The organism is Mesorhizobium sp. WSM4847 (assembly GCF_055811335.1).
Map to the genome: position 1 here is coordinate 67,047 of NZ_JBVVPY010000009.1, position 24,976 is coordinate 92,022.

At 61.8% G+C, this 24,976-nt stretch carries 28 protein-coding genes and 1 tRNA gene; 18 read left to right on the plus strand and 11 right to left on the minus strand.

Annotated features, from left to right (window positions below; genetic code table 11):
• Nucleotides 1-19: 19 nt before the first annotated feature.
• The 3 genes from gor to rpiA form a co-directional block, all read right to left on the minus strand.
• Nucleotides 20-1,408: a glutathione-disulfide reductase gene (gene gor / locus AC0L28_RS15070; RefSeq protein WP_128169533.1), complete on the minus strand. Its 1,389-nt coding sequence runs from the start codon at nucleotides 1,406-1,408 to the stop codon at nucleotides 20-22.
• Between the two features lie 144 nt (nucleotides 1,409-1,552).
• Nucleotides 1,553-2,119, minus strand: a complete 567-nt coding sequence (locus AC0L28_RS15075; RefSeq protein WP_023801849.1) for a DUF2059 domain-containing protein — start codon at nucleotides 2,117-2,119, stop codon at nucleotides 1,553-1,555.
• Nucleotides 2,106-2,834 (minus strand): ribose-5-phosphate isomerase RpiA, encoded by a 729-nt coding sequence (gene rpiA / locus AC0L28_RS15080; protein WP_023801850.1) that lies wholly within the window; start codon nucleotides 2,832-2,834, stop codon nucleotides 2,106-2,108. The genes AC0L28_RS15075 and rpiA overlap by 14 nt, the downstream gene beginning before the upstream one ends.
• 165 nt (nucleotides 2,835-2,999) lie before the next feature.
• Here rpiA and AC0L28_RS15085 point away from each other — a divergent pair, with 165 nt between their 5' ends.
• From AC0L28_RS15085 to AC0L28_RS15115, 7 genes are all read left to right on the plus strand, one after another.
• On the plus strand, nucleotides 3,000-3,683 hold the full coding sequence (locus tag AC0L28_RS15085) for a phosphoglycolate phosphatase (RefSeq protein ID WP_023801851.1): 684 nt from the start codon (nucleotides 3,000-3,002) through the stop codon (nucleotides 3,681-3,683).
• A 128-nt stretch (nucleotides 3,684-3,811) separates the two neighbouring features.
• A tRNA-Val gene (locus AC0L28_RS15090) sits at nucleotides 3,812-3,886 on the plus strand.
• Between the two features lie 447 nt (nucleotides 3,887-4,333).
• Complete coding sequence (locus AC0L28_RS15095) at nucleotides 4,334-5,596, plus strand: ABC transporter substrate-binding protein (RefSeq protein ID WP_473478351.1); 1,263 nt, start codon at nucleotides 4,334-4,336, stop codon at nucleotides 5,594-5,596.
• Nucleotides 5,597-5,665: 69 nt separating this feature from the next.
• Nucleotides 5,666-6,733: a carbohydrate ABC transporter permease gene (locus AC0L28_RS15100; RefSeq protein ID WP_473478353.1), complete on the plus strand. Its 1,068-nt coding sequence runs from the start codon at nucleotides 5,666-5,668 to the stop codon at nucleotides 6,731-6,733.
• Between the two features lies 1 nt (nucleotide 6,734).
• Complete coding sequence (locus AC0L28_RS15105; RefSeq protein ID WP_031255993.1) at nucleotides 6,735-7,610, plus strand: carbohydrate ABC transporter permease; 876 nt, start codon at nucleotides 6,735-6,737, stop codon at nucleotides 7,608-7,610.
• A gap of 128 nt (nucleotides 7,611-7,738) precedes the next feature.
• On the plus strand, nucleotides 7,739-8,824 hold the full coding sequence (locus AC0L28_RS15110; RefSeq protein WP_473478355.1) for an ABC transporter ATP-binding protein: 1,086 nt from the start codon (nucleotides 7,739-7,741) through the stop codon (nucleotides 8,822-8,824).
• Between the two features lie 128 nt (nucleotides 8,825-8,952).
• Entirely contained in the window at nucleotides 8,953-9,210 is a 258-nt protein-coding gene (locus AC0L28_RS15115; RefSeq protein WP_027151749.1) for a PepSY domain-containing protein, read from the plus strand.
• A gap of 91 nt (nucleotides 9,211-9,301) precedes the next feature.
• Here the strand turns inward: AC0L28_RS15115 and AC0L28_RS15120 are convergent, their stop codons facing one another.
• Nucleotides 9,302-11,194 (minus strand): L,D-transpeptidase family protein, encoded by a 1,893-nt coding sequence (locus AC0L28_RS15120; protein WP_473478358.1) that lies wholly within the window; start codon nucleotides 11,192-11,194, stop codon nucleotides 9,302-9,304.
• A 332-nt stretch (nucleotides 11,195-11,526) separates the two neighbouring features.
• Complete coding sequence (locus AC0L28_RS15125; RefSeq protein ID WP_287241474.1) at nucleotides 11,527-12,438, minus strand: alpha/beta hydrolase; 912 nt, start codon at nucleotides 12,436-12,438, stop codon at nucleotides 11,527-11,529.
• Between the two features lie 47 nt (nucleotides 12,439-12,485).
• Between AC0L28_RS15125 and AC0L28_RS15130 the strand changes: the two genes are divergently transcribed.
• A complete protein-coding gene (locus AC0L28_RS15130) occupies nucleotides 12,486-12,938 on the plus strand; it encodes a MarR family winged helix-turn-helix transcriptional regulator (RefSeq protein WP_128172525.1) in 453 nt (150 codons plus the stop codon).
• Nucleotides 12,939-12,943: 5 nt separating this feature from the next.
• On the opposite strand, the gene AC0L28_RS15135 is transcribed toward AC0L28_RS15130, so the two are convergent.
• Nucleotides 12,944-13,555 carry a pyridoxamine 5'-phosphate oxidase family protein gene (locus tag AC0L28_RS15135; RefSeq protein ID WP_473478361.1) on the minus strand — a complete coding sequence of 204 codons (612 nt, stop codon included), beginning with the start codon at nucleotides 13,553-13,555 and terminating at the stop codon, nucleotides 12,944-12,946.
• Nucleotides 13,556-13,620: 65 nt separating this feature from the next.
• Entirely contained in the window at nucleotides 13,621-13,974 is a 354-nt protein-coding gene (locus tag AC0L28_RS15140; protein ID WP_128169523.1) for a gamma-butyrobetaine hydroxylase family protein, read from the minus strand.
• 196 nt (nucleotides 13,975-14,170) lie between these two features.
• On the opposite strand from AC0L28_RS15140, the gene moaA reads away from it, so the two are divergent.
• The 10 genes from moaA to AC0L28_RS15190 all read left to right on the plus strand — a co-directional run bounded on the left by moaA (nucleotide 14,171) and on the right by AC0L28_RS15190 (nucleotide 22,260).
• Entirely contained in the window at nucleotides 14,171-15,166 is a 996-nt protein-coding gene (gene moaA, locus AC0L28_RS15145; protein WP_473478363.1) for a GTP 3',8-cyclase MoaA, read from the plus strand.
• A gap of 147 nt (nucleotides 15,167-15,313) precedes the next feature.
• Nucleotides 15,314-16,234: a DMT family transporter gene (locus AC0L28_RS15150; protein WP_287241942.1), complete on the plus strand. Its 921-nt coding sequence runs from the start codon at nucleotides 15,314-15,316 to the stop codon at nucleotides 16,232-16,234.
• Between the two features lie 61 nt (nucleotides 16,235-16,295).
• Nucleotides 16,296-16,805 (plus strand): molybdopterin-guanine dinucleotide biosynthesis protein B, encoded by a 510-nt coding sequence (mobB, locus tag AC0L28_RS15155; RefSeq protein WP_473478366.1) that lies wholly within the window; start codon nucleotides 16,296-16,298, stop codon nucleotides 16,803-16,805.
• Nucleotides 16,806-17,019: 214 nt separating this feature from the next.
• A complete protein-coding gene (locus tag AC0L28_RS15160; protein ID WP_027151758.1) occupies nucleotides 17,020-17,802 on the plus strand; it encodes an ABC transporter substrate-binding protein in 783 nt (260 codons plus the stop codon).
• A 113-nt stretch (nucleotides 17,803-17,915) separates the two neighbouring features.
• On the plus strand, nucleotides 17,916-18,629 hold the full coding sequence (locus AC0L28_RS15165; RefSeq protein ID WP_023801867.1) for an ABC transporter permease: 714 nt from the start codon (nucleotides 17,916-17,918) through the stop codon (nucleotides 18,627-18,629).
• Nucleotides 18,626-19,459 (plus strand): ABC transporter permease, encoded by an 834-nt coding sequence (locus tag AC0L28_RS15170; protein WP_287241947.1) that lies wholly within the window; start codon nucleotides 18,626-18,628, stop codon nucleotides 19,457-19,459. Before AC0L28_RS15165 ends, AC0L28_RS15170 begins: the two co-directional genes overlap by 4 nt.
• A gap of 63 nt (nucleotides 19,460-19,522) precedes the next feature.
• Nucleotides 19,523-20,392: an NAD(P)-dependent oxidoreductase gene (locus tag AC0L28_RS15175; RefSeq protein WP_473478601.1), complete on the plus strand. Its 870-nt coding sequence runs from the start codon at nucleotides 19,523-19,525 to the stop codon at nucleotides 20,390-20,392.
• Nucleotides 20,393-20,400: 8 nt separating this feature from the next.
• Complete coding sequence (locus tag AC0L28_RS15180) at nucleotides 20,401-21,102, plus strand: DNA alkylation repair protein (RefSeq protein WP_473478369.1); 702 nt, start codon at nucleotides 20,401-20,403, stop codon at nucleotides 21,100-21,102.
• Nucleotides 21,065-21,643 carry a GNAT family N-acetyltransferase gene (locus tag AC0L28_RS15185; protein WP_473478371.1) on the plus strand — a complete coding sequence of 193 codons (579 nt, stop codon included), beginning with the start codon at nucleotides 21,065-21,067 and terminating at the stop codon, nucleotides 21,641-21,643. Before AC0L28_RS15180 ends, AC0L28_RS15185 begins: the two co-directional genes overlap by 38 nt.
• A 47-nt stretch (nucleotides 21,644-21,690) precedes the next feature.
• Nucleotides 21,691-22,260: a DUF3299 domain-containing protein gene (locus AC0L28_RS15190; protein ID WP_023801870.1), complete on the plus strand. Its 570-nt coding sequence runs from the start codon at nucleotides 21,691-21,693 to the stop codon at nucleotides 22,258-22,260.
• An 11-nt stretch (nucleotides 22,261-22,271) separates the two neighbouring features.
• On the opposite strand, the gene AC0L28_RS15195 is transcribed toward AC0L28_RS15190, so the two are convergent.
• The 4 genes from AC0L28_RS15195 to AC0L28_RS15210 all read right to left on the minus strand — a co-directional run bounded on the left by AC0L28_RS15195 (nucleotide 22,272) and on the right by AC0L28_RS15210 (nucleotide 24,901).
• Nucleotides 22,272-22,763: an Lrp/AsnC family transcriptional regulator gene (locus AC0L28_RS15195; protein ID WP_006333679.1), complete on the minus strand. Its 492-nt coding sequence runs from the start codon at nucleotides 22,761-22,763 to the stop codon at nucleotides 22,272-22,274.
• A 120-nt stretch (nucleotides 22,764-22,883) separates the two neighbouring features.
• Entirely contained in the window at nucleotides 22,884-23,576 is a 693-nt protein-coding gene (locus AC0L28_RS15200) for a uracil-DNA glycosylase family protein (protein WP_031256005.1), read from the minus strand.
• Complete coding sequence (locus tag AC0L28_RS15205) at nucleotides 23,516-24,127, minus strand: glutathione S-transferase (RefSeq protein ID WP_473478375.1); 612 nt, start codon at nucleotides 24,125-24,127, stop codon at nucleotides 23,516-23,518. Before AC0L28_RS15205 ends, AC0L28_RS15200 begins: the two co-directional genes overlap by 61 nt.
• 150 nt (nucleotides 24,128-24,277) lie before the next feature.
• Nucleotides 24,278-24,901 (minus strand): thermonuclease family protein, encoded by a 624-nt coding sequence (locus AC0L28_RS15210; RefSeq protein WP_473478378.1) that lies wholly within the window; start codon nucleotides 24,899-24,901, stop codon nucleotides 24,278-24,280.
• Nucleotides 24,902-24,976: the final 75 nt, after the last annotated feature.

Below are 24,976 nucleotides of genomic sequence, written 5' to 3' on the forward strand. Positions count from 1 at the left end.
CGAGGGTGTGGGAAAAACGTCAGGCGCGCTCGCCGTCCCTCACCCGGTAGGTCGGCTTGTACATGGTGACGAGTTCTTCCGCCGCAGTCGGGTGCACGGCCATCGTGCGATCGAAGTCATCCTTGGTCAGCCCGGCCTTCAGCGGAATGCCGAGAAGCTGCGCCATCTCGCCGGCATCAGGCCCGAGGATATGGGCGCCGAGCACCTTTTTCGAGGCGCCGTCGACCACCAGCTTCATCAGCATCTTTTCGTCGCGGCCCGACAGCGTGTTGCGCATCGGCCGGAAGCTGGCGCGGTAGACCTCAACGTCGGAAAAACGCTTTATGGCCTCGTCTTCCGACAGGCCGACCGTGCCGATCTCGGGCTGCGAGAACACCGCTGTGGCGATCGTTTCATGGTCGGGCGAGGTCGGGTTGCCCTTGAAGGCGGTCTCGACGAAACACATCGCCTCATGGATCGCCACCGGCGTCAGTTGCACGCGGTTGGTGACGTCGCCGATCGCCCAGATGTTGTCGATGCTGGTGCGCGAATATTGGTCCACATGGATAGCGCCGGTCCTGGTCATCTCGATGCCGACGCCCTCAATCCCCATGTTTTCGGTATTGGGCAGACGGCCGATGGCGAGCATGACCTGATCGACCGTCAGCACCTTGCCACCGGTGACGACAGCGTCGAGGCGCCCGTCGGGACGCTTCCTGACCCATTCGGACACGGCATGGCAGAGGATTTTTATCCCCTTCTTTTCCATCGTCTCGTGCAGCATGCGCCTGAGATCCATGTCGAAGCGAGAGAGGATCTCCTTGCCGCGATAGACCAGCGTTGTGTCGACGCCGAGGCCGTGAAAGATGTTGGCGAATTCGACGGCAATATAGCCGCCGCCCTCGATCATGATCGCGTCAGGCAATTCCTTGAGATCGAAGGCCTCGTTGGAAAAGATACAATGCTCATGGCCGGGCAGAGCCGGGTGCGGTGCCGGGCGGCCGCCGGTGGCGATGAGAATCTGATCGGCGGTGACGGTGCGGTCCTCGCCGAGAAGATGCACCGCATGCGGATCGACCAGCATGGCGCGTGACTGAAACGTCTCGCCGCCGGCGCCTTGGACATTTTTCCTGTAGATAGCTTCCAGCCGGCTGATCTCGCGATCCTTGTTGGCAACCAGTGTCTGCCAGTCGAAGCTCGCCTGCGGCACGGTCCAGCCATAACCGGCGGCGTCGGCAAAGTGCTCGGGAAATTGCGAGGCATAGACATAGAGCTTTTTCGGCACGCAGCCGCGGATGACGCAGGTGCCGCCATAGCGGTATTCCTCGGCGATGCCGACGCGCTTGCCGAGTGCCGCCGCCACGCGCGCCGCCCTCACCCCGCCGGAGCCGCCGCCGATGACGAAAAGATCGTAGTCATAGACGGCCATGGCGCGGCTCCTTGCCCTTCAAAATGTCTGAGACAGGTAGGCTGCAAACCGCCAAAAGAAAAGCCCGGACGCCGCGCATCCTGTCGGACGCGCAACGGAGGCGGGCTTTCCGGTCCAGCAGCGATGACGCCGCCGGAAACAGGCTCAGTTCTTCGGTGCTTCCGGCTGCGTGCCATCAGCAGGAGCCGCGGCATTTGACGGTGCTGTGGCCTTTGCCGCCGCGGCCAGCGTTTCGCCGACCTGCTGGGCGAGATCGCGAGCGAGGCCGTTCTGCCATATCTCGGCGGCCTTGAGCAGCTCACGCGTCACGGCCTGGCCGCTGTCGAGCAGTTTCTTGCCGGTATCGGAATTGTAGAAAGCGGCGATTTCGGTAAGCTCTTTTTCGGAAAATACCTTGGCATAGGCCAGGGCCGCTTCCTTCTCGAGATCGGCGCGGCGCGAGGCCAGCGCCAGAGCCTTTTCGCTAACCGTTCTGCCGATCAGCTCCTGCATGTCCGGGTTCTTTTGGATAAGCTGCTGCTGAAGCGCGGCGGCGGCCTGCGGCAGGATGTTGTCGAACGGGTCCGTCGCGTCGATCGCCGCGACTGCGGCGCGGGCTGCCTTAAGATGCCCTTCGCTGACGTCCTGCGAGAACGCCGGCGATGAAAACGCAAAGACGGCTGAAGCTGCCAGAATTGCAGAAAAACGGCGAACCCGGTTATGCAACATCATGATCGATAGAACTCCCTGGTTTTCGGGCGGCATGGACGGTTTGGACGCCGTCGCCGGCTATGATTGCCGCTGATGCCAGCCCGATGAAAAGACCATGCTCGACCACGCCCGGAATGGCATGGAGAGCATTCGAAAGCGCTCTTGTATCCGGAATGCGGCCAAAAGATGCATCGAGGATAAAATGGCCGCCGTCTGTAACAAAAGGCTGGCTTCCCGTCATCCTCAATGTGACGGGGCCGGAAAGGCCGAGCCTTCCGGCTGCCGCGGCGACGGCGATTTCCGTGGCACGCAGGCCGAACGGGTTGACCTCGATCGGCAGTGGAAAACGGCCGAGCGTCTCGACCATCTTCGAACGGTCGGCGATGACGATCATGCGGGCGGAAGCCGCCGCCACGATCTTTTCGCGAAGCAGCGCACCGCCGCCGCCCTTGATCAATGTCAGCTCCGGATCGATCTCGTCGGCGCCGTCGATGGTAAGGTCGAGCTCGGGCGTTTCTTCCAGCGTCGACAGTGGCACGCCAAGCTCGCCGCAGAGGATAGCGGTGCGCTCCGAGGTCGGCACGCCGATAATGGTAAGGCCGGTGGCGACCTTTTCGGCGAGCAGCCGCACGAACTCGTCGGCCGTCGAGCCGGTGCCGATGCCAAGCCGCATGCCATCGCTGACATGGGCAAGTGCCGCCCGCGCGGCCTCGACCTTCAGTTGCCTCGCATCCATGCTTTGCCCCGGATTTCGCTTGTTTCGGCGCTCCTAGCATCTTTGCCCGTCCGGTCAAAGACTTTGCCCTGTGGATTGACGCCCTGTGGATGAGTTGGCACGGCTTGCCTGGATGGGCTGCAGCGGCTATCGCCTGCCGGCAGCGCAATCGTCACAGGACATGCCATGACCCGACCGATCATCGTGTTCGACCTCGACGGGACGCTGGTCGACACAGCGCCGGACCTGCTCGACAGCCTCAACCACAGCCTTGCCGCCAGCGAACTCGCAGCCGTCGACGAGGCCGGCTTCAAGCGCTTCGTCGGCCATGGCGGCCGGGTGATGATCGAGCGCGCGCACGCCGCGCAGCAGAGATCGCTGGTGGTAGAGGAACACGACCGATTGCTAAAGCTGTTCCTCGATCACTACACCGACAACATCCCGGGCAAATCGCTCCCCTACCCCGGCGTCGTCGAGACGATCGCGCGATTCGAGGCGGCTGGCTATCTCCTGGCCGTCTGCACGAACAAATACGAAGCCAACTCGGTGGCGCTGATCGAGGCGCTCGGCCTGGCGAAGCATTTCGCGGCGATTTGCGGTCAGGACACGTTTGCGTTCCGCAAGCCCGACCCGCGCCATCTGACCGAAACCATCGTGCTCGCCGGCGGCGATCCGCACCGCGCGCTGATGGTCGGTGATTCGCAGACCGACATCGATACGGCGAAGGCGGCCGGCATTCCCGTGGTGGCGGTGGATTTCGGCTACACCGACCGCCATGTGCGCGAATTCGAACCGTCGGCGGTGATCTCGCATTTCGATGCGCTGACGCTTGGTCTGGCCGAACGCCTGATTGCCGCTGCCGGGCACTGAGCGCGACGGCGACCGGACCGTTCCCGGCGTGGTTGCATTCGGTCTTCGTCGGAACGCCAGCACATCGCCTTGACTTCCCCGGCCGGCCTCCCTTATATCGCGGCGCGCTTGGCCTTCGGGCAACGAGCGGGCGATTAGCTCAGCGGGAGAGCACACCCTTCACACGGGTGGGGTCGCAGGTTCAATCCCTGCATCGCCCACCAATACCCGCTTCCGGTACAAAGCTACCATCCGCTTCGGAGCCGCCTACGCTTCGAACTTCCGCCTCATCGCCAGGTTTGCCATGACTTGGTCATACGACTCGCCAGGCAGCCGGGGACACATCACAAGGCGCTCGTTACCCTTGGAATCGCTCAAGCTGCACATTGAACGCGGCCGGGAGAAAGTTGACGGACGATAAAATCGTCCTAGGTGAACTGCTATCTCAGTGGCCCGAGAACTGACGAGGGGAAATCGCCGTCGACCTGCTGCTCCGACCAGGTGAAACTGCGCAATTGCAAATGCGTCCGGCTTCCGCGAACATTGCTGGACCCCATCAAGGGCCCGTAGCGGCCGACCCGAAACTGAGCGCTGGCTTCCCGGCCCGCTGTCCTGGCGGCCTCGCCTTGGATCCAGCCAGCGTCCTTAAAGTCAAAAGGGAGGAATATCAGATGAAACTGACAAAACACCTTGCCGGTGTGGTGATCGCGTCGACCTGTCTGTGTGCGCCCGCGCTGGCGCAGACCAAGTTGACCATGTGGTATCACGGCGCCGGCAATGAGGTGGAGTCGCGAATCCTCAACCAGATTATTTCCGATTTCAACACCAGCCAGTCCGACTGGACGGTGACCATCGAGAGCTTCCCCGAGAAGAGCTACAATGATTCCGTCGCGGCGGCGGCCCTGGCGGGCAACCTGCCCGACATTCTGGATGTGGACGGGCCCGTCATGTCCAATTGGGCCTGGGCCGGCTATCTGCAGCCGCTGCCGATCGACGAGAGCGAGTTCGCCGACTTCCTGCCCGGCGCCAAAGGCGTGTGGGATGGCAAGCTCTATTCGGTCGGTCTGTGGGAGGCGGCGGTGGCGCTTTTTGCACGCCAATCGACGCTGGATGAATTGGGCTTGCGCACCCCGACCCTCGACAAGCCTTGGTCGCGCGAGGAATTCATGGCCGCGCTCGACGCTGCCAAGGCCTCCGGCAAGTATGAATTCGCCCTTGATCTCGGCATGAACGACCAGGCCGAGTGGTATTCCTACGCCTTCTCGCCGTTCCTCCAGAGCTTCGGCGGCGACATTGTCGACCGTTCGACCTACAAGACCGCGGAAGGCGCGCTGAACGGCGAGGCTGCGCAGGCGTTCGGCAAGTGGTGGCAAGCGCTGTTTACCGGAGGCTATGCGCCTGGCACCAGCGAGGACCCGGCCGATCAGCAGACCGGTTTCATCGGCGGCAAGTTCGCCTTCCAGTGGAACGGCAACTGGCGCGCGGTGGCAACGATGGAAGCCGTGGATGACGTTGTCTTCCTTCCAGCCCCCGATTTCGGCGCCGGCAACAAGATCGGCGCGGGATCCTGGCAATTCGGCGTGTCAGCCAAGTCAAAACATCCGGAAGGCGCTGCCGAGTTCATCAAGTTCGCCGCGCAGGACAAGTACCTGGCCGCCTTCTCCGACGGCATCGGCCTGATCCCGCCGACGCCCTCGGCGGCGCAGATGACGGAGAACTACAAGGATGGCGGCCCGCTCGCGGTGTTCTTCGACCTCTCCAAAGCACAAGCCCTGGTGCGCCCGGTCACCCCGGGCTACGTGGTCCAGGCCAAGGTCTTCACCAAGGCACTGGCCGATATCGCCAATGGCGCCGACGTGGCCGACACGCTTGACGCGGCGGTCGACGAGATCGACGCCGACATCGAAAGCAATGGTGGCTACGGTCACCGCTAGTTCTGTCGCGCCGGGGTCCTCGCCAGCCGCGGACTCCACCCTCTGTGGCTTGCTGGGCGGATACCGCAAATGGCGTCGAAACTAACCCTGTCGAACCGGGCGGGCTGGACATTCGCCCTGCCGGGCTTCGCACTCATCTTTACATTCATCGTCCTGCCGTTTTTCTTCGCGATCGGTCTGTCATTGACAAATCAGCGGCTGCTGTCGCCGAATCCCACCCAGTTCGTCGGGTTGGAAAACTATCAGCAGCTCCTGGGCCTTGCGGTGGTGACCCTCGAGCCAGAGCGCAACGATGCTGGCGAAACGATCCGAAACGAGGCCGGCGAAATCCAGTATCCGCGCCTGCGCGAGATCACCCGTAGCGACGACTATCCTCAGTATCGCGGCATGCGCGAGTGGTTTCGCTGGCAGTCCGGCGAAAACGTCATGATCGTCATCGCCAGCGACGTTGTGTTCATGAAGGCGCTGGTAAACACCTTCCTGTTCGTCCTGGTCGTGGCGCCGGTACAGGGCAGCCTCGCGCTGATGCTTGCTTTGCTGATCAACCACAAGGTCAGGGGCATCAACCTGTTCCGGACGATCTACTTCATGCCGGTGGTGGTCTCCATCGTCGTGGTCTCGCTCCTCTGGCGGTTCATCTATGACGGCCAGAACGGGCTGTTGAACAGCATCCTCCAGGCCCTCACCTTCGGCCTCTTCCAGCCCGTCGATTGGCTGGGCAATCCCTCAACGGCGCTGCCCGCAGTCATGGCCATGTCGATCTGGCAGGCCGTCGGCTTCCATATGGTCATCTGGCTGGCGGGGTTGCAGACGATCAGCCCCACGCTCTACGAGGCCGCCGCCATCGAGGGGGCTTCGAGATGGCAGACCTTCCGCTATGTCACCTGGCCGGGCCTGCGCAACACCGCCGTGCTTGTGCTTGTCGTGATCACCATGCAGGGCTTCGCGCTTTTCGCCCAGATCGACGTGATGACCAATGGCGGTCCGCTCGACAGCACCCAGACCTTCGTCTTCCAGGCGGTCGAGCGCGGCTACGGCAAGCAGGACATCTCCGGCGGCTCGACCATCTCGGTCATCCTGTTCGCGATCGTGCTGGCGATCTCACTCATCCAGCGCTGGCTGACACGGGAGCGTTAGGATGGCCTTCGATCCCGACAATTACGGCCTCAGGCTGTTCGTCCGCTATCTGGTGCTGTGCCTGATCGCGCTGATCTTCATCTTTCCGCTCGTGTTCATGATCAACTCGAGCTTCAAGCCGGACAGTCAACTCCTCGCAGACACCTCCAGCCTGCGTGCCTTCCTGCCCGTCGGGGACATCAGCCTCGACAACTATTTCGGAGCGTTCCGGCGGGCGCCTGTCGGCCTGTTCGTCCTGAACTCGGTTCTGGTCACCGGGGTGACCGTCCTTCTCTCGCTGCTGATCTGTTCGCTGGCCGCATTCTCCTTTGCTTTCCTGCGGTGGAAGGGGCGCGATGTCCTGCTCTCGATCGTCATCGCGACGCTGATCATCCCTTTCGAGACCATCGCTATCCCGCTCCTGCTCCTGGTCTCGAAACTGCCCTGGATCGGGCTTGATGGGCTGCATTGGGGCTGGCTCAATAGTTACCGGGTGCAGATCATCCCGTGGATCGCCGACGGACTGACGATCTTCCTGTTCGTGCAGTATTTCAAAGGGCTGCCGGGCGAACTGATCGAGGCAAGCCGGGTGGAGGGCGCGAATTGGTGGCAGGTCTACTATCGCGTCGTCATGCCGCTTTCAGGGCCGGTACTGGCGACTGCCGCCATCCTGAAATTCCTCGTCATGTACAACCAATATCTGTGGCCGCTCATCGTCGTGCAGCAGGAAGGCTATCGCCCGGTCATGGTCGGCCTCGGCTACTTCTTTCAACTCAACGTCGCCTGGGGCGAAGTCATGGCTTATCTCACCCTTATCACCGTTCCGGTGCTGGTCTTCTACCTGTTGCTGCAGCGCGCCTTCATCGCGTCGATCGCCTCGACCGGCGTGAAGGGCTGACTGAATGGCTCTCGCGCTCAAACGCCAGTGGATCTGGGACGGCCGGTCAGCCCCATTCCTCAAGGCCGACCAATCGATCGGAGACCCCGAATTGCGGCACATGAATCAGGAAACGGGAGCCATCGCTCATGGCTGAGGTCTCGCTCAAGGGCGTCAAGAAATCCTTCGGTCGCGTCGAAATCATCAAAGGCGTCGATATCCACATCAACGATGGCGAGTTCATCGTCTTTGTTGGACCGTCGGGCTGCGGGAAGTCCACCTTGCTGCGCATGATCGCCGGACTCGAGGACATAACCGAAGGCACCCTCGAGATCGGGGGCCGGGTGGTCAACCAGTTCCAGCCCAAGCAACGCGGTGTTGCGATGGTGTTCCAGAGCTATGCCATCTTTCCGCACATGACCGTGCGCGAGAACATCGCGTTCGGTCTTACGATCGCGGGCGCTTCCAGGCAGGAAAAGCAGCAGAAGGTGGCCGAGGCCGCACGCATCCTGCAAATGGAACATTTGCTCGACCGCCGGCCAAGTCAGCTTTCGGGCGGCCAGCGCCAGCGCGTCGCCATCGGGCGCGCAATCACGCGGAAACCGGCTGTATTCCTGTTTGACGAGCCGCTCTCCAACCTCGACGCCGCGCTGCGCATGGACATGCGCATGGAAATCGGCCGGCTGCGCAGGCAACTGGGCACAACGATGATCTACGTCACCCATGACCAGGTCGAGGCGATGACGCTGGCTGACAGGATCGTCGTGCTGAAGGACGGTCAAGTCATGCAGATCGGAGCGCCGATGGAGCTCTATCACGAACCGGCCAACAGGTTCGTAGCCGGCTTTCTGGGAGCCCCGTCGATGAATTTCCTGAACGTCGACGTCCTCGCCCTCGATGGCGAGGCGGCAATGGTTGGCAACCAATCCCTGGAGCCGATCAGGGTAGCGACCAGAAGGCGCGCCTTCCGGAAAGACGGCAAGGCCATCCTGGGTGTCCGTCCGCAGTACCTGCGGCCGGTGCAATCTGGAAAAGCCTTGCTGCATGGCATCGTGGCACATGCCGAGCGATTGGGCAGCGAGACGGTCGTCGACCTGACCCTTCGCGATAACAGCGAACTCATTGCGGCCTTCAATGAAGACAAGGTCTTTGAACCGGGTGACGCTCTGGAACTCACGTTCGACACGGCCTTGGCCCACCTCTTCCCCGACGAAGGTGAGTTGCAGACGCATTAGCATGAGCAACGACAACAAGATGCGTCTGCCAATTTCGCGGGTGTCCGTTCCGGAACCCGAAACAAACCTGCCCGGAACAAACCTGCATGGCCGCGAGTTTCTACTTTTGCGAGAAGTGAGGGAAAGCCATGTTCAGACTTGTTTTGGCGACAGGCGTCGTAGTTCTCTTTTTCGGTGAACCGGCCCTTGCCGCAGACGGAAGTCCGTTGCCGCCGCAGAATGCCAGGAAACTGTCGGAAATAATCGCCAAGGTCGAGCAGCGCGACGACTTTCGCTATGTCGACGAGGTCGCCTGGGACAGCGGTGCCTACACCGTTACTTATTACACGACCGACAAGGCGAAGGTCGAAATCACCTACGATCCGGTAACAGCCGAGCCCAAATAGATCGCCACTCCAGGCAATAGGTGCCCAGGTCGGCGACACTGATGGCGGCGCGGCCGGGTTCCGGCGCCCGCTCTCCCCCGCGTTAGCGTCCTCAGATCGCCGGCGAGCGCACTGCTTGCGTGCTGTCGAGCGCCTGCTGCAGCCGCGTGTCGCGGTCGTAGACGTCGCTGAAATATTCGACTTTGCCGGACATATCAGGCCAGGCGGTGAAATAGGCGACATAGACCGGGATCCTGCGCGCTACCTTCTCCGTCGCATGTCCGTGCTTCAGCTTCTCCGCGATGTCATCGACCGAGGTGCCGAGCACGGCCGCCGCCATGCCGCGCGGATCCTGCAGGCGAACGCAGCCATGGCTGAGCGCGCGCATGTCACGCTCGAAAAACGTCTTTTGCGGCGTGTCGTGCATGTAGATGGCGTGCTTGTTGGGGAACAGGATCTTCAGTTCGCCCAGCGCATTGGCCTCGCTCGGCAGCTGGCGCACGCCATAAGGTATCTTCGCGCCATAGGCGCCCCAATTGACCGAGGAGGAGGGAATGCGTTTGCCTCGCGAGTTGACCACTTCGTAGCCGGCGCGGTCGAGATAGCCGGGATCCCTGCGCAGCCGGGGCAGCATCTCGTTGACGAGGATCGACTGCGGCACGCCCCAATAGGGGTGGAAGTCGACCTGCTCGAGCTGATCGTAGAAGAAGGAAGTCTGGTTGGTGGTCTTGCCGATGACGACGCGGGTCTTCAGCTTCTCCTCGCCATTCTCGATGTAGCTCGCCGTAAAGGCCGGCTGGTTGATGAAGACACGCGGGCTGCCGAGATCGGATGGCAGCCAGCGCAACTCTTCCAGCGCGACATGCACCTTTTGAATCTTGTCGGCCTTGGACGTCCCGACCAGCGCCGCGACGGTGCGCGGACCGATGACGCCGTCGCCCTTCATGCCAGCCTTTTTCTGCACCGCCTTGATGACCGGCACCAGTTCCGGGGCATAGACCTCGCTGGTGGCGAGCCTGGCCAATATCTCGCCATAGGCGCCGCCCGTCTCGTCGTCGAGATTGCGCGCTATCTTCGTCAGAAGCTTCGGTAGTTCGGGGCTGGTCTCCCCCGGCTTCAGCAACAGCTTGGGATCGACGACGATCTCGTCGTCGGCGCTGGCCTGGAGTGATTCCAGTTCGACGCGCAGCGCCTGATATTCGGCGTTCTGCGGATGCCGCGATTCGAGATAGGTGCGCACTTGCTGGGTGCGTGTCAGCGTTTTCAGCACGCCTTCCATGTCGAGCGGCTTGACCGGGAAATCATAGTAGCCGGTGATGCGATTGGGATCGACGCGGCCGCTTTGCGCGTCGTGGACATAGCGCAAGACGCGCGCTGACAGCGCCATCTCGAAGCGGACAAGTTCCTTCAACCGCGCATCGGCGCTGCCGGTCGATGCGCCGGCGGCAGGCACTTCAACCGTATAGTCGGCCGGCGTGAGGCCATAGCTCGTCGCCTCGCCAAGCACCCGCACCGCATCTTGCGCGCGGCTGTTGGCATTGGCTCCCGTCACCCAGATGAAATCCGGATTGGCCGCGTAATAGGCGACGAGCGCCTTGGCGATGTCTTTCTCGGCGTAGAGCTCGTAATCGTTCAGTCCGGCAATCGCTTCGCGGAAGGCCGCGCCGGTGGCGGAAGAAGGCTGGAATGCGGCGTCTTGTGGCATTGCCGGCTCCGGCGCTGCCGTCAGCGTCGAGAAGTCGACGCGCACGAGCGGATCGCTCTTGTAGGTGTAATAGGACGGGCCGCGGATCCGAGAGGCAGCAGGCGCTGCTGCATATGGCTTGTATTTCGGCCTCTGCCTTGATGGCGGCAGGGGGAAATCAGCTCGCGGCGAATGCCTGACACCACCGCCGAAGAGCCTCTCGAAAAACCCTTGCGCGTCTGCCTGCGGCACGCCGAAGGCCAGCATTGCCGCGACCGCCGCAAGCGGCATCACGGTTGCTTTGTTTCCGAGGAATTTCATGGGATCACCCGCTCCGGCTGCAACCGGCTCCGTTCCGCATCGCTTGACGGTCTCGCCCACCGCATCATGGATGTAGGGCGCGACTACACCGATTCATACTGATTTCGTTAAGCTTTCATAAATTTCAGGAGGTCTGTTGCAGAACAGTTTCACAACGGTGGCAACCGAAGCGAATTGGGTCCGCTCCGGTTCCAGCAAATAGCGCTCAGGTCGGGCGATGGCGCCGCGGCGATGGGAGCCAGCTCAACCAGCCTCTAAGCAGCATTCGGCTGCAAGGAAGCGCTCTTCCTCGAAGCGGTCGATCTCTACACGCAGGTCGAAGCCGTCGCTGTTTAATGCAGCGATACCGGCTCCCGGTGTTCGGCAACGAAGCCGACCGCACGCTCGACCACGCCCTTGTCGGCGAGGATGCGGCGGTGGCCGAGCCCGTCGGCCCAGTAAAGCCGCACATGGTCGCCGGCGCCGGCATAGAGCCTTGCATGGTCGGCGGACACTTCGCGGTCGTTCGGCGCATGGATGACCAGCGTTGGCACCGGCGTGCCGGCAAGCTGGCGGTCGCCGGTGAATTCGTGCAGCGGCCGGCCGGCGATGCGTTCGACCCGGTCGGCCATGGCGGCCTGGGAGCGTGGGCCGACACTGAGCATGCGGCTGAAATCGTTGAAGATCGCCGGCAGCGAGCTCGGTGCCGCGATCAGCACCAGCCGCTCGGCCGCCAGCGGCGGAACGTCCTTGACCGAACCGACGACGGCATTGGCGGCCACGGCACCGCCGAAGGAATGGCCGACGACCGCCACGAACGGGCCGAACCATTCGCCAGCGAGTCGGGCGGCCTCTACAGCGCTGACCAATGTGAGCCGGCGGCCCTGCGACTGGCCGTGGCCCGGCAGGTCGAGCGAGACAACCTTGTAGCCGGCGTCTCGATAGGCTTCGATCAGCGTGCGCATATATTCGGTGCGCGAACGCCAGCCATGGATGACGAGCACCGTGCCGGCGGCCCGCCTGCCCGGCTCTGGCCTGAATTCATGCACCATGACGCAGCCGTTTTTGGTCTTCAGCCGATGATGGCGCGCCTCGGCCATGAAGCCGGCGGCGCGGTCGACGGCGCGCCGCTCGCCGTCGCTGAGGATTTTGGCGTTCGGCGTGCGGCAGAACAGTTCGAATGCCGCGCGACCGGTCAGGCGGGGAGCCACATGTTCGGCGGCGGCAAACACGCCCCGGATGACCTTCAATCCAAATGATGCCATAGTGGCAATCCATCCATTCGTTCAAGCATGAACATAATAGTTCAAACATGAACATTAAACAAGAGCTGCCCTGGGACAACCCGCGTTTTCGCAACTGGGTCGCGGTGGCGCGCGCCTGCCATGCGCTGGAACGCACGCTGGCAGTGAAGCTAGCGCCGCTGGACCTGAAGCCGGCGCAGCTCGACGTGCTGATGAACCTTTACCGCCATCCCGGCATGTCGCAGCACGATCTCGCCCGCCGGCTGCTGGTCGGCCGCTCCAACATCACCATGCTGCTGCCGCAACTCGAGACACGCGGCCTGCTGCGCCGCGAAGGCGATCAGAAGGACAAGCGCGTGCTGCGCCTGACCCTGACCGAAGCCGGCACGGAACTGCTGATGCAGGCGCTGAAGGTCCATATGGCGCTGATCGAGAAAGCGATGAGCCAGTCGACGCCGGAGCAATGCGACATGATCGGCGAGCAGATGCGCAAGATTGCCGACGTGCTCAAGGAAGCGTGACCCGCTCACCACATCGACTTTTTCGCGCGCTCCGGCCATTCCCTGTCGTAAACCTCGCCGTCGATGCCTTTCCGGCTGGTGATTTCCAGGATCTTTCCGGGTGTCGGCAGCGACTTCGGGTCGACATGCCTCGCCGGGTTCCACAGTTCCGACCGATGGACGGCGCGAGCGCACTGGAAATAGACCGAATTGACATCGATGACCGTGACCGAACGCGCCGGTCGGCCGTCGACGCTGAACGAGGCACACAGCGCGGCATCCGTGGTGATGTGGGCGCGGCCGTTGACGCGCAGCGTGGTGCCGCAGCCTGGGACCAGGAACAACAGGCCGACGCGCGGATCGCGAATGATGTTTTTTAGCGAATCGGCACGGTTGTTGCCGCGCCGGTCCGGCATCATCAGGGTTTTCGGATCATGGATGCGGACGAAGCCGGCGAGATCGCCGCGCGGCGAGCAATCCAGCCCTTCCGGCCCGCTGGTCGCGAGCGCGGCAAAAGGCGAGGCCTCGATGAAGGCGGCGTATTCGGGAATGACATGGTCGAGTTCCTTGACCAGCGATGTCTCGCCGGGCAGCCCATAGAGCGCTTCGAGCTGTTCGACCGTGGTGATGACGGACATTTTTTCGCCTCCGAGCATCCGCAGCCGCTACTCCAAATCGGTGACGCTTTGACGACGGGCCGGAGCTACCGATCGCGGCTTAGCCCCTTCTCTTCCAGCTCGGCGAGATAGGCGGCCCAGCGTGCGTCCTTCTCATGACCCAGCGTATGCAGGTAGTTCCAGGTGAAGATGCCGGTATCGTGGAAATCGTCGAAGGTGATGCGGACGGCATAGTTGCCGACCGGTTCGATCTTCAGGATCGCAACCTTGCGCTTGCCGGGAACGGTCACGCGCTGTTCGGGCGAATGGCCCTGCACTTCGGCCGATGGCGAGGCCACCCGCAGCAGCTCCGCCGGCAGCTCGAACGGCTGATGGCCAGGGAACGTCACGGTTAGCAGCCTGCGGTCCTTCGAGACCCTGAGTTCCTTCGGCGCCGTCATGGTGATAAGTTCCGCATCATCTGTCCTTTCCCTACGCCGCTTCGCGCAGCGGGAAAAGGCCGCTTCGAAACTTCCGACACGATCTGTCGGCGCGATGTTGCCCAGGATCGAAACTTCTTGTCTTGAATGGCAGGTTGGATCGTATCACATAGCCATATATAACGATGCCGTTCGCAACCACGGGAAACGCACCAGCATGGACATGATCGATCCTTTTGGTCGCACGATCAGCTATCTGCGCGTTTCGGTCACCGACCGCTGCGACTTCCGCTGCACCTATTGCATGGCCGAGGACATGGCTTTCCTTCCCAAGAAGGATTTGCTGTCCCTGGAAGAACTCGACCGGCTATGCACGGTTTTCATCGAAAAGGGCGTCAGGAAACTGCGTCTTACCGGCGGCGAGCCGCTGGTGCGCAAGAACATCATGCATCTTGTGCGTCAGATTTCGCGTCATCTCGAAAGCGGCGCTCTGGAAGAATTGACGCTGACCACCAACGGCTCGCAGCTTTCGCGCTTTGCCGCTGAGCTCGCCGATTGCGGGGTCAAGCGCATCAACGTCTCGCTGGACACGCTGGACCCGGAAAAATTCCGCCAGATTACCCGCTGGGGCAATCTCGACAAGGTCATGGACGGCATTGACGCCGCGCAGGCAGCGGGACTGAAGGTGAAGCTCAATGCGGTGGCGCTGAAGGATTTCAATGACGCCGAAATGCCCGAGATGCTGCGCTGGGCGCACGGCCGCGGCATGGAGTTGACGGTCATCGAAACCATGCCGATGGGCGAGATCGACGCCGACCGCACCGACCAGTATCTGCCGCTGTCGCTGCTGCGCGCAGCACTCGAGCGGCAGTTCACGCTGACCGACATCCCCTACAAGACCGGTGGCCCGGCCCGCTACGTCCACGTCGCCGAGACCGGTGGCAGGCTCGGCTTCATCACGCCGATGACGCATAATTTTTGCGAAAGCTGCAACCGCGTCCGGCTGACCTGCACCGGCACGCTCTATATGTGCCTCGGCCAGGAAGATGCCGCCGACCTGCGCGCACCGTTGCGTGCATCCGAAGGCAACGAACTGGTCGCCGACGCCATCGACGAAGCCATTGGCCGCAAGCCAAAGGGCCATGATTTCATCATCGACCGCCGCACCAACCGTCCGTCGGTATCGCGGCACATGAGCGTCACCGGCGGCTGATCTTCCTGGTCGCACCGCCGAAATAAATCCTGCCGCTCTTGCGAGGAGGTTGTAACGAGCCGCCGAAGGCCGTGGACCAGCCCTTTGACGTTGCTGTCTTGCCGCCGGCTGGTAGAGGCTTGATGCAGGACCACAGTGGTAACGCCTTTGCTTTTTTCCCCAAATCTTCGCGGTGCACTGTTCATGGTGGTGGCGATGAGTGGTTTCACCCTCAACGACGCGATCACCAAAGTCGCGTCGGAATCCATGAACATGGCGCAGGTCATGCTGATCCGCGGCGCCTTCGCTTCGCTTTTCGTAGGCCTGCTTGCCTGGCAACGCGGTGCGCTTGCCCTGCCCGGCTCGATGCTGCAGCCGATGGTGGCGATACGCGTGATCGGCGAAGCCGGCGCTACCGCGTCGTTTCTCATCGCCCTTGCCCATCTGCCGATTGCCAATGTCTCGGCCGTGCTGCAGGCGCTGCCGCTGGCGGTGACGATGGGCGCAGCACTTGTGTTCAAGGAAGGCGTCGGCTGGCGGCGCTGGCTGGCCATCGCCATCGGCTTTGCCGGCGTGCTGATCATCGTGCGGCCCGGCTTCGAGGGGTTCAGCATCTATTCGCTGCTGGCACTGGCCTGTGTCGCCTGTTGTGCGGTGCGTGACCTCGCCACCAAGCGGATACCGCAAGCCATTCCGACATTGCTGGTGTCGACCACCACGGCAGTCGCCATGACCGTGCTCGGCGCGGCGCTGCTTTTGCCGATGGGCGGATGGACACCGATGACGGGGGAAAGCACGGCGTTCCTGGCATTGGCGGCAGTGCTCGTGGTCATCGGTTACCAGTTCATCATCATGGCGATGCGGGTGGGCGACATCTCGTTCATCGCGCCGTTCCGCTACACGGCCCTGCTCTGGTCGATCCTGCTTGGCCTGTTCATCTTCGGCGACGTTCCTGACCTGCCGATGATCCTCGGCGCCAGCATCATCGTCTGCTCCGGCCTCTACGCACTTTACCGCGAACGGATCGTCGGCCGGCGCAAGACAGCCGCCGAAAGCGCTGGACCTGATATGGCGCCGGACGGCATATAGGCTTGCCATTCGCCACGAGTGACCTTGTCCGTGTCGAGGGTCTGTTGCAGAGCATGAAGCCATGATGAGACGCGTCTTCGGTATCACCGGCTGGAAGAATTCCGGCAAGACGACACTGACCGAAAAGCTGGTCGCCGAACTCGTCCGGCGTGGCTGGAAAGTCTCGACGGTAAAACACGCCCATCATGCTTTCGACATCGACAAACCGGGGGCGGACAGTTTTCGCCATAGGCAGGCCGGGGCCACTGAAGTCGCCATCGTGTCGGACAGGCGCTGGGCGCTGATGCACGAATTACGTGGCGAGGAGGAGCCGACGCTGGATGCGATCCTGTCGCGGCTCGGCGCCTCCGACATCGTGCTGGTCGAAGGCTACAAGCGCGAGGCGCACAGCAAGATCGAGACGCGGCGGCTGGAGGCCAAGGACCAGGCACCGCTTTCGGCAAATGATCCGCACATCGTCGCCATCGCCGCCGACTTCACCATAGCCGACGAAAGCCTGCCCGTCTTCGATCTCGACGACACCAGATCGATAGCCGACTTCATCGAGCGCGCGACAGGTTTGACGCGCTGAGGGTACTGCCGAAGAAGGATCAGCCGCCCCCTGTTTCCCCGTTGTTATACCTGCCGCAACGTCAGCATTGTCCGGCAATGCGAAACGCGCAAGCAACGGTTTTACAGTTGCTTTTTCTTGGGAAAGAATGGGAGTATCGCGCCAGTGGGCGGTCAACAGAACCGCCCACAGAGCCGCTCGGAACGACGGCCGGGGACATACAGAGAGGACTATCATGCGTACTGCACTGCGTATAGCGCTCGCCGCATCGGCGGCGCTGCTGACATTGGGCGTTGCCCAGGCTCAAGAGAAAACCTTGAGGATCGGCTCGGAGGGAGCCTATCCGCCGTTCAACAACCTGACCGCTGATGGCCAGCTCGTGGGCTTCGACATCGATATCGCCAAGGCGCTTTGCGACGAGATGAAGGTGACGTGCACTTTCGTCGCGCAGGATTGGGACGGCATCATCCCGGCGCTTCAGGCCGGCAAGTTCGACGCCATCGTCGCCTCGATGTCGATTACGCCGGAGCGTGCCGAGAAGGTCGACTTCACCAACAAATACTACAACACGCCGCCGGCCATCGCCGCGCCCAAGGACAGCGATATCAAAGGCGTGACCAAAGAGGACCTGGCCGGCAAGACGATCGGCGTGCAGGCGTCCACCACCCACTTCAATTATTCAACCAAGACTTATGCCGACAGCACAATCAAGCCGTACCCGACCGCGCAGGAATACCAGCTCGATCTCGCCAATGGCCGCGTCGATGCGGTCAACGACGACATCACCGTCATCGAAGGCTGGCTTGCCACGCCGGACGGCGCCTGCTGCAAGCTGATCGGCGCGATCACGCCCGACATCGAGATCCATGGTCCGGGCGCCGGCATCGCGGTACGCAAGGGCGATACCGCGTTGGTCAATCAGTTCAATAAGGCGATCGACGCCATCCGCGCCAACGGAAAGTACAAGGAAATCAACGACAAGTACTTCAAGTACGACGTCTACGGCGGCGAGTCCTGATCCTTCCGGGTTGACGGCGAACGGCGGGACATCCCCGCCGTTTGCGCAAGGCGCGGCGCGCCAGGGCTGACGCCGCGCTCTCAAAAAAAGCATAGAGGAGAACAGGCAGGCGGATGCAAAGCGTTTGGACGCTGCTCAGTTGGGGACCCGAAGGCTGGCTCGACGACATCGCCTATGGTGTCTTCATCACCGTTTTGCTTGCAGCCGCGACCCTGCCTGTCGGTCTGATGATCGGCTTTCTGGTCGCACTGGCCAAGCAATCCAACGAACCGTCGCTGCGGCTGGCCGGCAATATCTACACCACGATCTTTCGTGGATTGCCTGAGCTGCTGACCCTGTTCATGATCTTTTACGGCGCGCAAATCGGCATCCAGCAATTGATGCGCCTGTATGACCCGACCGCCGCGGTCGAAGTGAATGCTTTTGTTTCCGGCATGATCGCGCTCGGCGTCGTCTTCTCGTCCTACGCCAGCGAGGTCTTCCTCTCGGCATTCCGCGCCATCCCGAAGGGACAGTATGAGGGCGGCTATTCGGTTGGCCTGTCGGGCGGGCAGACGATGCGACTGGTGGTGCTGCCGCAGCTTATCCGCATCGCCCTGCCGGGTCTTGCCAATCTGTGGCTTATCTTGCTCAAGGACACTGCGTTAGTTTCGGCGATTGGCCTTGCCGATATTCTGCGGCAGACCGGTGTTGCTGCCCGCGTGACCAAGCACGCCTTCCTTTTCTATGGATTTGCGGCCCTTATCTATCTGCTCCTCGCCATCATATCGTCTTTCGGCATCAATGCCATTGAACGCAGGGTTGGCCGACAACAGGTGCAACGATGAGTGCGGCAGCGGCCGACGTGGCGACCAAGGTCGAAAAACCGCCGGCAATCCCGCGCGGCTGGTCCCGGCAACGTGTATTGGGATATGCGTTGGTCGGTCTCTGGATCGTGCTCGGCATCGGCATGATTGTATACTTGGTCGAGGCTTGGAATTCCGAACTCTTCCAAAAATACGCCCCGGGCTACATCTCTGGCCTGGGAGTGACCCTCACGCTTGTCGCTGTGTCGATCGTATTGGGAGCCGTTCTTTCAGTTCCTGTCGCGTACGCGCGGATGTCCAGGAACCGGACCCTGTCCAGCTTTGCCTACGCTTACGTCTACTTCTTCCGCGGCACTCCGCTTTTGACCCAAGTCTTTCTTATCTACTATGGAGTGGGTTCGTTTCGACCGGCACTTGAAGCTGTCGGCCTGTGGGGCTTTTTTCGCGAAGCTTGGTACTGCGCCATTTTCTCGTTCACACTCAATACAGCAGCCTATCAGGCTGAGATCCTGCGCGGCGCAATCGAGAGCGTGCCCAGGGGCCAGTGGGAAGGCGCTGCCTCGCTTGGCCTGCACAAATTGCAAACACTGCGCAAGATCATCCTGCCACAGGCATTGATCGTGGCGCTGCGCCCCTACGGCAACGAGATCATCCTGATGATCAAGGGCTCGGCCATCGTAGCCCTCATCACCGTCTATGATCTGATGGGCATCACGAAGCTCACCTATTCGCGGACTTTCGACTTCCAGTCCTATGTCTGGGCGGCGATCATCTATCTGATCATTGTCGAAACGCTGCGCCACGTAGTCGAATGGATCGAACGGCGCATTACGATCCATCTGCAACGCTGACTCCCATCGCTTTGCCTGATCCGCTAAGAAGGCCGGAAAACAGGATTGAAGGGATTCGAAAACATGGCATCGGTGGCATTTCTCGGTCTTGGCGTCATGGGCTATCCAATGGCCGGACATCTCAGGAACAAGGGCGGCCACGACGTTACCGTCTACAACCGCACCAAAGCAAAGGCCGAGCAATGGGTTGCCCAGTATGGCGGCAGTGTTGCCAACACGCCGGTTGAGGCCGCCGACGGCAAGGACTTTGTCTTTTGCTGCGTTGGCAATGACGATGATTTGCGCGCGGTGACGATTGGAGCCGAGGGTGCGTTCCAGTCGATGAAGAAGGGAGCCATCTTCATCGACAACACCACGGCCTCGGCTGAAGTCGCGCGCGAACTGGCGGAGAAGGCGCAAGTTCGCGGTTTCTCGTTCCTCGACGCACCGGTCTCCGGCGGTCAGGCCGGCGCCGAAAACGGCATCCTGACCGTCATGGTCGGCGGCGAACAGAAAGCCTTCGAGCAGGCGAAGCCTGTCATCGATGCCTATGCCCGCATGGTCGGGCTGATGGGCCCGGCCGGCTCGGGCCAACTCACCAAGATGATCAACCAGATCTGCATCGCCGGCCTTGTCCAAGGGCTGGCCGAAGGTATTCATTTCGGAAAGAAGGCTGGGCTCGACATCGAAAAGGTCATCGAGGTGATCTCCAAGGGCGCGGCCGGCTCATGGCAGATGGAGAACCGCCACAAGACGATGAATGCCGGCAAATATGATTTCGGCTTCGCCGTCGACTGGATGCGCAAGGATCTCGGCATCTGCCTGGCGGAGGCCGACCGCAACGGCGCCAAGCTGCCGGTGACGGCACTTGTCGACCAGTTCTACAAGGATGTGCAGGGCATGGGCGGCAAACGCTGGGACACGTCTTCGCTGCTGGCGCGATTGGAGAAGTAGGTTTTGTCGTGGCCGAGCTTTCGCCTCAATCCAGCGCCGAGGAGATTGTCGCCCATCTGCGCTCGATCGGCTCGCAGGAGAACCGCCTTGGCATGCTGCGCTACGGCATCAAGATCGAACGTGCGCTCGGAATCTCGCATGGCGTGCAGAGGCAGATTGCCAAGAAAATCAAGCGCAACCATGAGCGTGCCTTCGAACTATGGGAGTCGGGCATCATGGAAGCGCAGTTCATCGCTTCCGTCACAGCCGATCCGAAGCGGTTTTCTGCTGCGGATGCAAGACGATGGGCGGCGACTTTCGACTCGTGGGATATCGTCGACGGCGTCTCCGATCTCTTTGTCGATACGGATTGCTGGAAGGAGCTGATAGAAGAGTTCGCGGCCGACGAACGCGAGTTCGTTCGACGCACGGCCTTTGCCATGATGGCCTGGTCGGTCGTCCACCGGAAGAAGGAGCCAGAGACGACCTTCCTCGACTTCCTGCCGATCATCGAAGCGCACGCCAGCGATGCCCGTAATTTTGTGAAGAAGGCAGTGAACTGGGCGCTTCGCTCTATCGGCAAGCGGTCGATGAATTTGCACGGCGCTGCCCTTGCCCTGGCACAGAAGCTTGCCGGATCGACCGGCAAGACGGCGCGCTGGATCGGCAAGGACGCTGCACGGGAGCTTTCCGATGCCAAGACGCTCGAGCGGCTCGCCAGGAAAGGCTGACCGGAGCCAAATCCGCTTTACTGAGGTGACGCGATCCACGCGCGCCGATTTCGAAAACCTGTTCGAGCAGGCGGGCGGCCCGAAATATTGCTGGTGCATGGCCTGGCGCCACCTCGAAAACCGCGAGCACGCGTCCAACGATGAGCGGAGACGGGCCATGATGGCGCTCATCGAAGCCGGCACGCCGGTCGGTATCGTTGCCCATGCCGAAGGCAACACCGTCGGCTGGTGCTCCGTGGCGCCACGCGAGACCTATCGCAAGCTGTCGCAGGCGCAGGACGACAGCGAGGCGGGTGTATGGTCGATCGTCTGCTTCTATGTGCCGAGGGCGTCGCGCGGCCTTGGACTGGCAAGCGCCCTGCTCGACGCGGCCATCGATCACGCCTTCGCCAAAGGCGCCAGGACCATCGAGGCCTATCCGGTCGATCAGGCATCACCGAGTTACCGTTTCATGGGCTTTCGAGAGATGTTCGTGGCCCGCGGATTTCACGAGATCGGCATGGCCGGCTCGCGCCGGCATGTGATGCGGCTCGAACGTTGACGCTGTCGGCGACGACAGCTTTACTCCTGTCAAATGGAGAGCACACGGTGAGCAATCGTTTCAAATCGACAGCGGCGCTGGCGGCCGTGCTGAGTTCCATAGTGGCGGGCAGCGCTTCCGCCGAAACCGCGCGCATATTCTGGAAGGACCTGCGCCCGGCGACCCAGCCCGCTGCCGAAAGTGTCGGATTGCCGATGGTCGCGGCAAAAATGCCTGACCGTGGCGAGACGCTGTCCCTCAATTTGCGAGACAAGGCCGTCCAACTGGCGGGATATGCGCTGCCGCTCGATCGGGACGGCGATCTCGTCTATCAGTTCCTGCTGGTGCCGTGGACAGGGGCGTGCAGCCACATGCCGACGCCGCCGCCCAATCAGATCGTCCTCGTCACGCCCGCCCGCCCCTACAGAATGTCGCAAGCCTATCAGCCGGTTGCCGTGACCGGCGCGCTTGAGCCGGGCATGGAGAAAAGTCAGCTGTTCATCCTCGACGGTGTCAGCGTGATCCAGTCGGGTTACACCGTACGCAAGGCGGAGGTGACGGATGTCGATCTCGTGCCGGACACGATCACGCTACCGGCAAACTCGCCGTGGAGTTTCCTCAACAAAAAGAAGAACTAAGCGAAAACTCCTCAGGCCGCGTTGGCGCCCGATTCCTTGTCCAGGACCATGTAGTCGAGCGGCATTTCGGTCGTGTATTTGATCTGCTCCATGGCAAACGACGACGAGACGTCGCGGATCTCGATCTTGGCGATCAGCCGCTTGTAGAAGGCGTCGTAAGCAGCGATGTCGGGCACCACCACGCGCAAGAGATAGTCGACGTCGCCGCTCATCCGGTAGAACTCGACCACTTCCGGAAATTCCTGGATGACCTCCGAAAAGCGGCGCAGCCACTCATGGCTGTGCGAATTGGTGCGGATCGACACGAACACGGTGACGCGCACATTGACCTTTTCATGATCAAGGATGGCGACGCGCCGCTTGATGACGCCTTCCTCCTCGAGCTTCTGGATGCGCCGCCAGCAGGGCGTGGTCGACAGTCCGACTTTCTTGGCGACATCGGCGACCGCGAGCGTCGCGTCCTCCTGCAAGAGGCGGAGGATTTTTCTGTCAAGGCGGTCCATTTGGGTGCTCCCACGGGGATAGATCAGGAATAGATTGGCTATAGTCCTTCTTATTTGGGCCATTCACAAGAAAGAAATTCTGTCAGATGGCGCAAAAGCGAGTGATTTCTTGCTTACGCGTCAGCCGAGGCGATAGCGGATTTCCGATCTCAGAAACGGCAGCAAATCCATTTCAAACCACGGATTGCGCTTCAGCCAGCCGGTGTTGCGCCACGACGGATGCGGTAGCGGCAGCACTTTCGGGATGGTGGGCGCATCCCAGATGGTGCGCCAATCCATCACCGTCTCCGTCAGCGAGGGCCGGCGCGCGGCGCCCATGTGCCAGGATTGCGCATAGAGGCCGATCGTCAGCACCAGGTCGATATGCGGCATCAGCGCCATCAGCGGCGCACGCCAGGCCGCTGCACATTCGCGGCGCGGCGGCAGGTCGCCGCCCTTGGCATCCTGGCCGGGAAAGCAAAAGCCCATCGGCACGATGGCGAATTTTGTCGTGTCGTAGAATTCTTCGCTGCTGACGCCCAGCCAGTCCCGCAACCGATCGCCGGAGGCGTCGGTGAACGGCGTGCCTGACATATGCACCTTGGTGCCCGGTGCCTGGCTGGCAATCAGGATACGGGCGCTCGACGACGGCCTGAGCACAGGGCGCGGCTCATGCGGCAGCGGCTGGCCGACCGGGTTTTCGACGCAGATTCGGCAGGCGCGCACCCTCGCCGCGAAGTTTTCCAGGTCTCGATCATGCCTGGGGCTCATCCTCAGGCCGCGGCGCTCGGCCGGCTGGAGATCGCCTGATGCCAGCGCAGCACGTTGACACAGTCTTCCGGCACCTTGATGCGCGCCGGCTTCATGAAGTCGATGGCAATCAGCCCGGTGATGTCGGCGATCGAATAGGCGTCGCCGGCGACGAATTCGCGGTTCGCCAGTTCGTCGTCGAGGAGTTTCAGGAATTCAACGGCTTTCAGCTTGTTGGCCTCGCCCCATTCGGGGATTTGCGGAATTTCCCATTCCTTCATCGCCGGATGGACGTGGCGGAACGCGGCGCTGACGCAGTTGAGCAAGTTGAGCTCCATCCGTCTTTGCCACATCTCGACCAGCGCCTTGCCGAGCGCGCCGCGGCCGAACAACGCCGGTTCCGGGTGCAGTTCCTCGAAATAGCGGCAGATGGCGACGGATTCGGTGATGACGGTGCCGTCGTCGAGTTCGAGCACCGGCAGGCGCTGCAGCGGGTTGCGCGAACTGACCGGCTGCTCTCTGTGCTCCAGTGCGCCCATGTCGACGGGCACCAGCGGAACCTCAAGCCCCTTTTCAGCGAGGAAGACGCGAACCCGCCGTGGATTGGGCGCCCGGCCGCCGTCGAAGAGTTTCATCCCATCCTCCTTTCGCACCGGCCCGGCAACCGGAATCGATTTCCGGAACGCACGATGCGAAGATTAAAAAACCTCAGCGCATGCCTTGTGCGTCCGAATGAACGCACATCGCTCTGATCAGGTCTGTTGCAACAACTATAGGGTTGACCATCACCAGAAGCGAAAAATTTCTCGCAAGCCATCGCCGATCGAAGCCAAGCGGCCGTGCTTTCTTTCGACCACTTCGTGATCGTGGCTCTCGCGCCAATCGTGCGGCTCGTCGAAAGTGCCGGCCCAGATGCCGGCCTTGCCTGATCGGGCAGCGGCCTCCTCGGTTTCAAAATCGCCATAGGCAACTGCCCAGCCAGCCTCGACCTGGGCGCGGTTGAGATCCCTGCCGCCGGCGTTGCAATCGCCGAGCAGCCGGCGGTATCGGTCGCGCTGCCAGCCGGTGCAGGAGACGGGTTTGCCTGCTATCAGACGTACCAGCGACTGCCGCGCCAGCTTGCCGCAGGGATAGCCGGCGCCGTCCTTGCGGCAGATCTGCGAATATTCTGGCGCATCAATGCCGCGCATGCGGATGCGCTCGGTACCGAGCGTGATCGTATCGCCGTCATTGACGACGGCGGCACCCTCGGCCTTGCGCGTCTCGATCCGATCAAGGCGCGCCGCCAGAAGGATCAGCAGACCGAGGACAAGCACGGCCAGTGCATAGTCCACCAGCCGGCGCCAAAGGCTTCGCGGCTGCGGCGGGACGTATCGCAGTCCCGGCCGCCGCGACCACGAACGGCTCATATGGCAAACCGTTGGTTAATCATTCGAACGTAGCTTAACAATTTGAAAGCGCTGCCCGCATAAATTGAAGTCTCC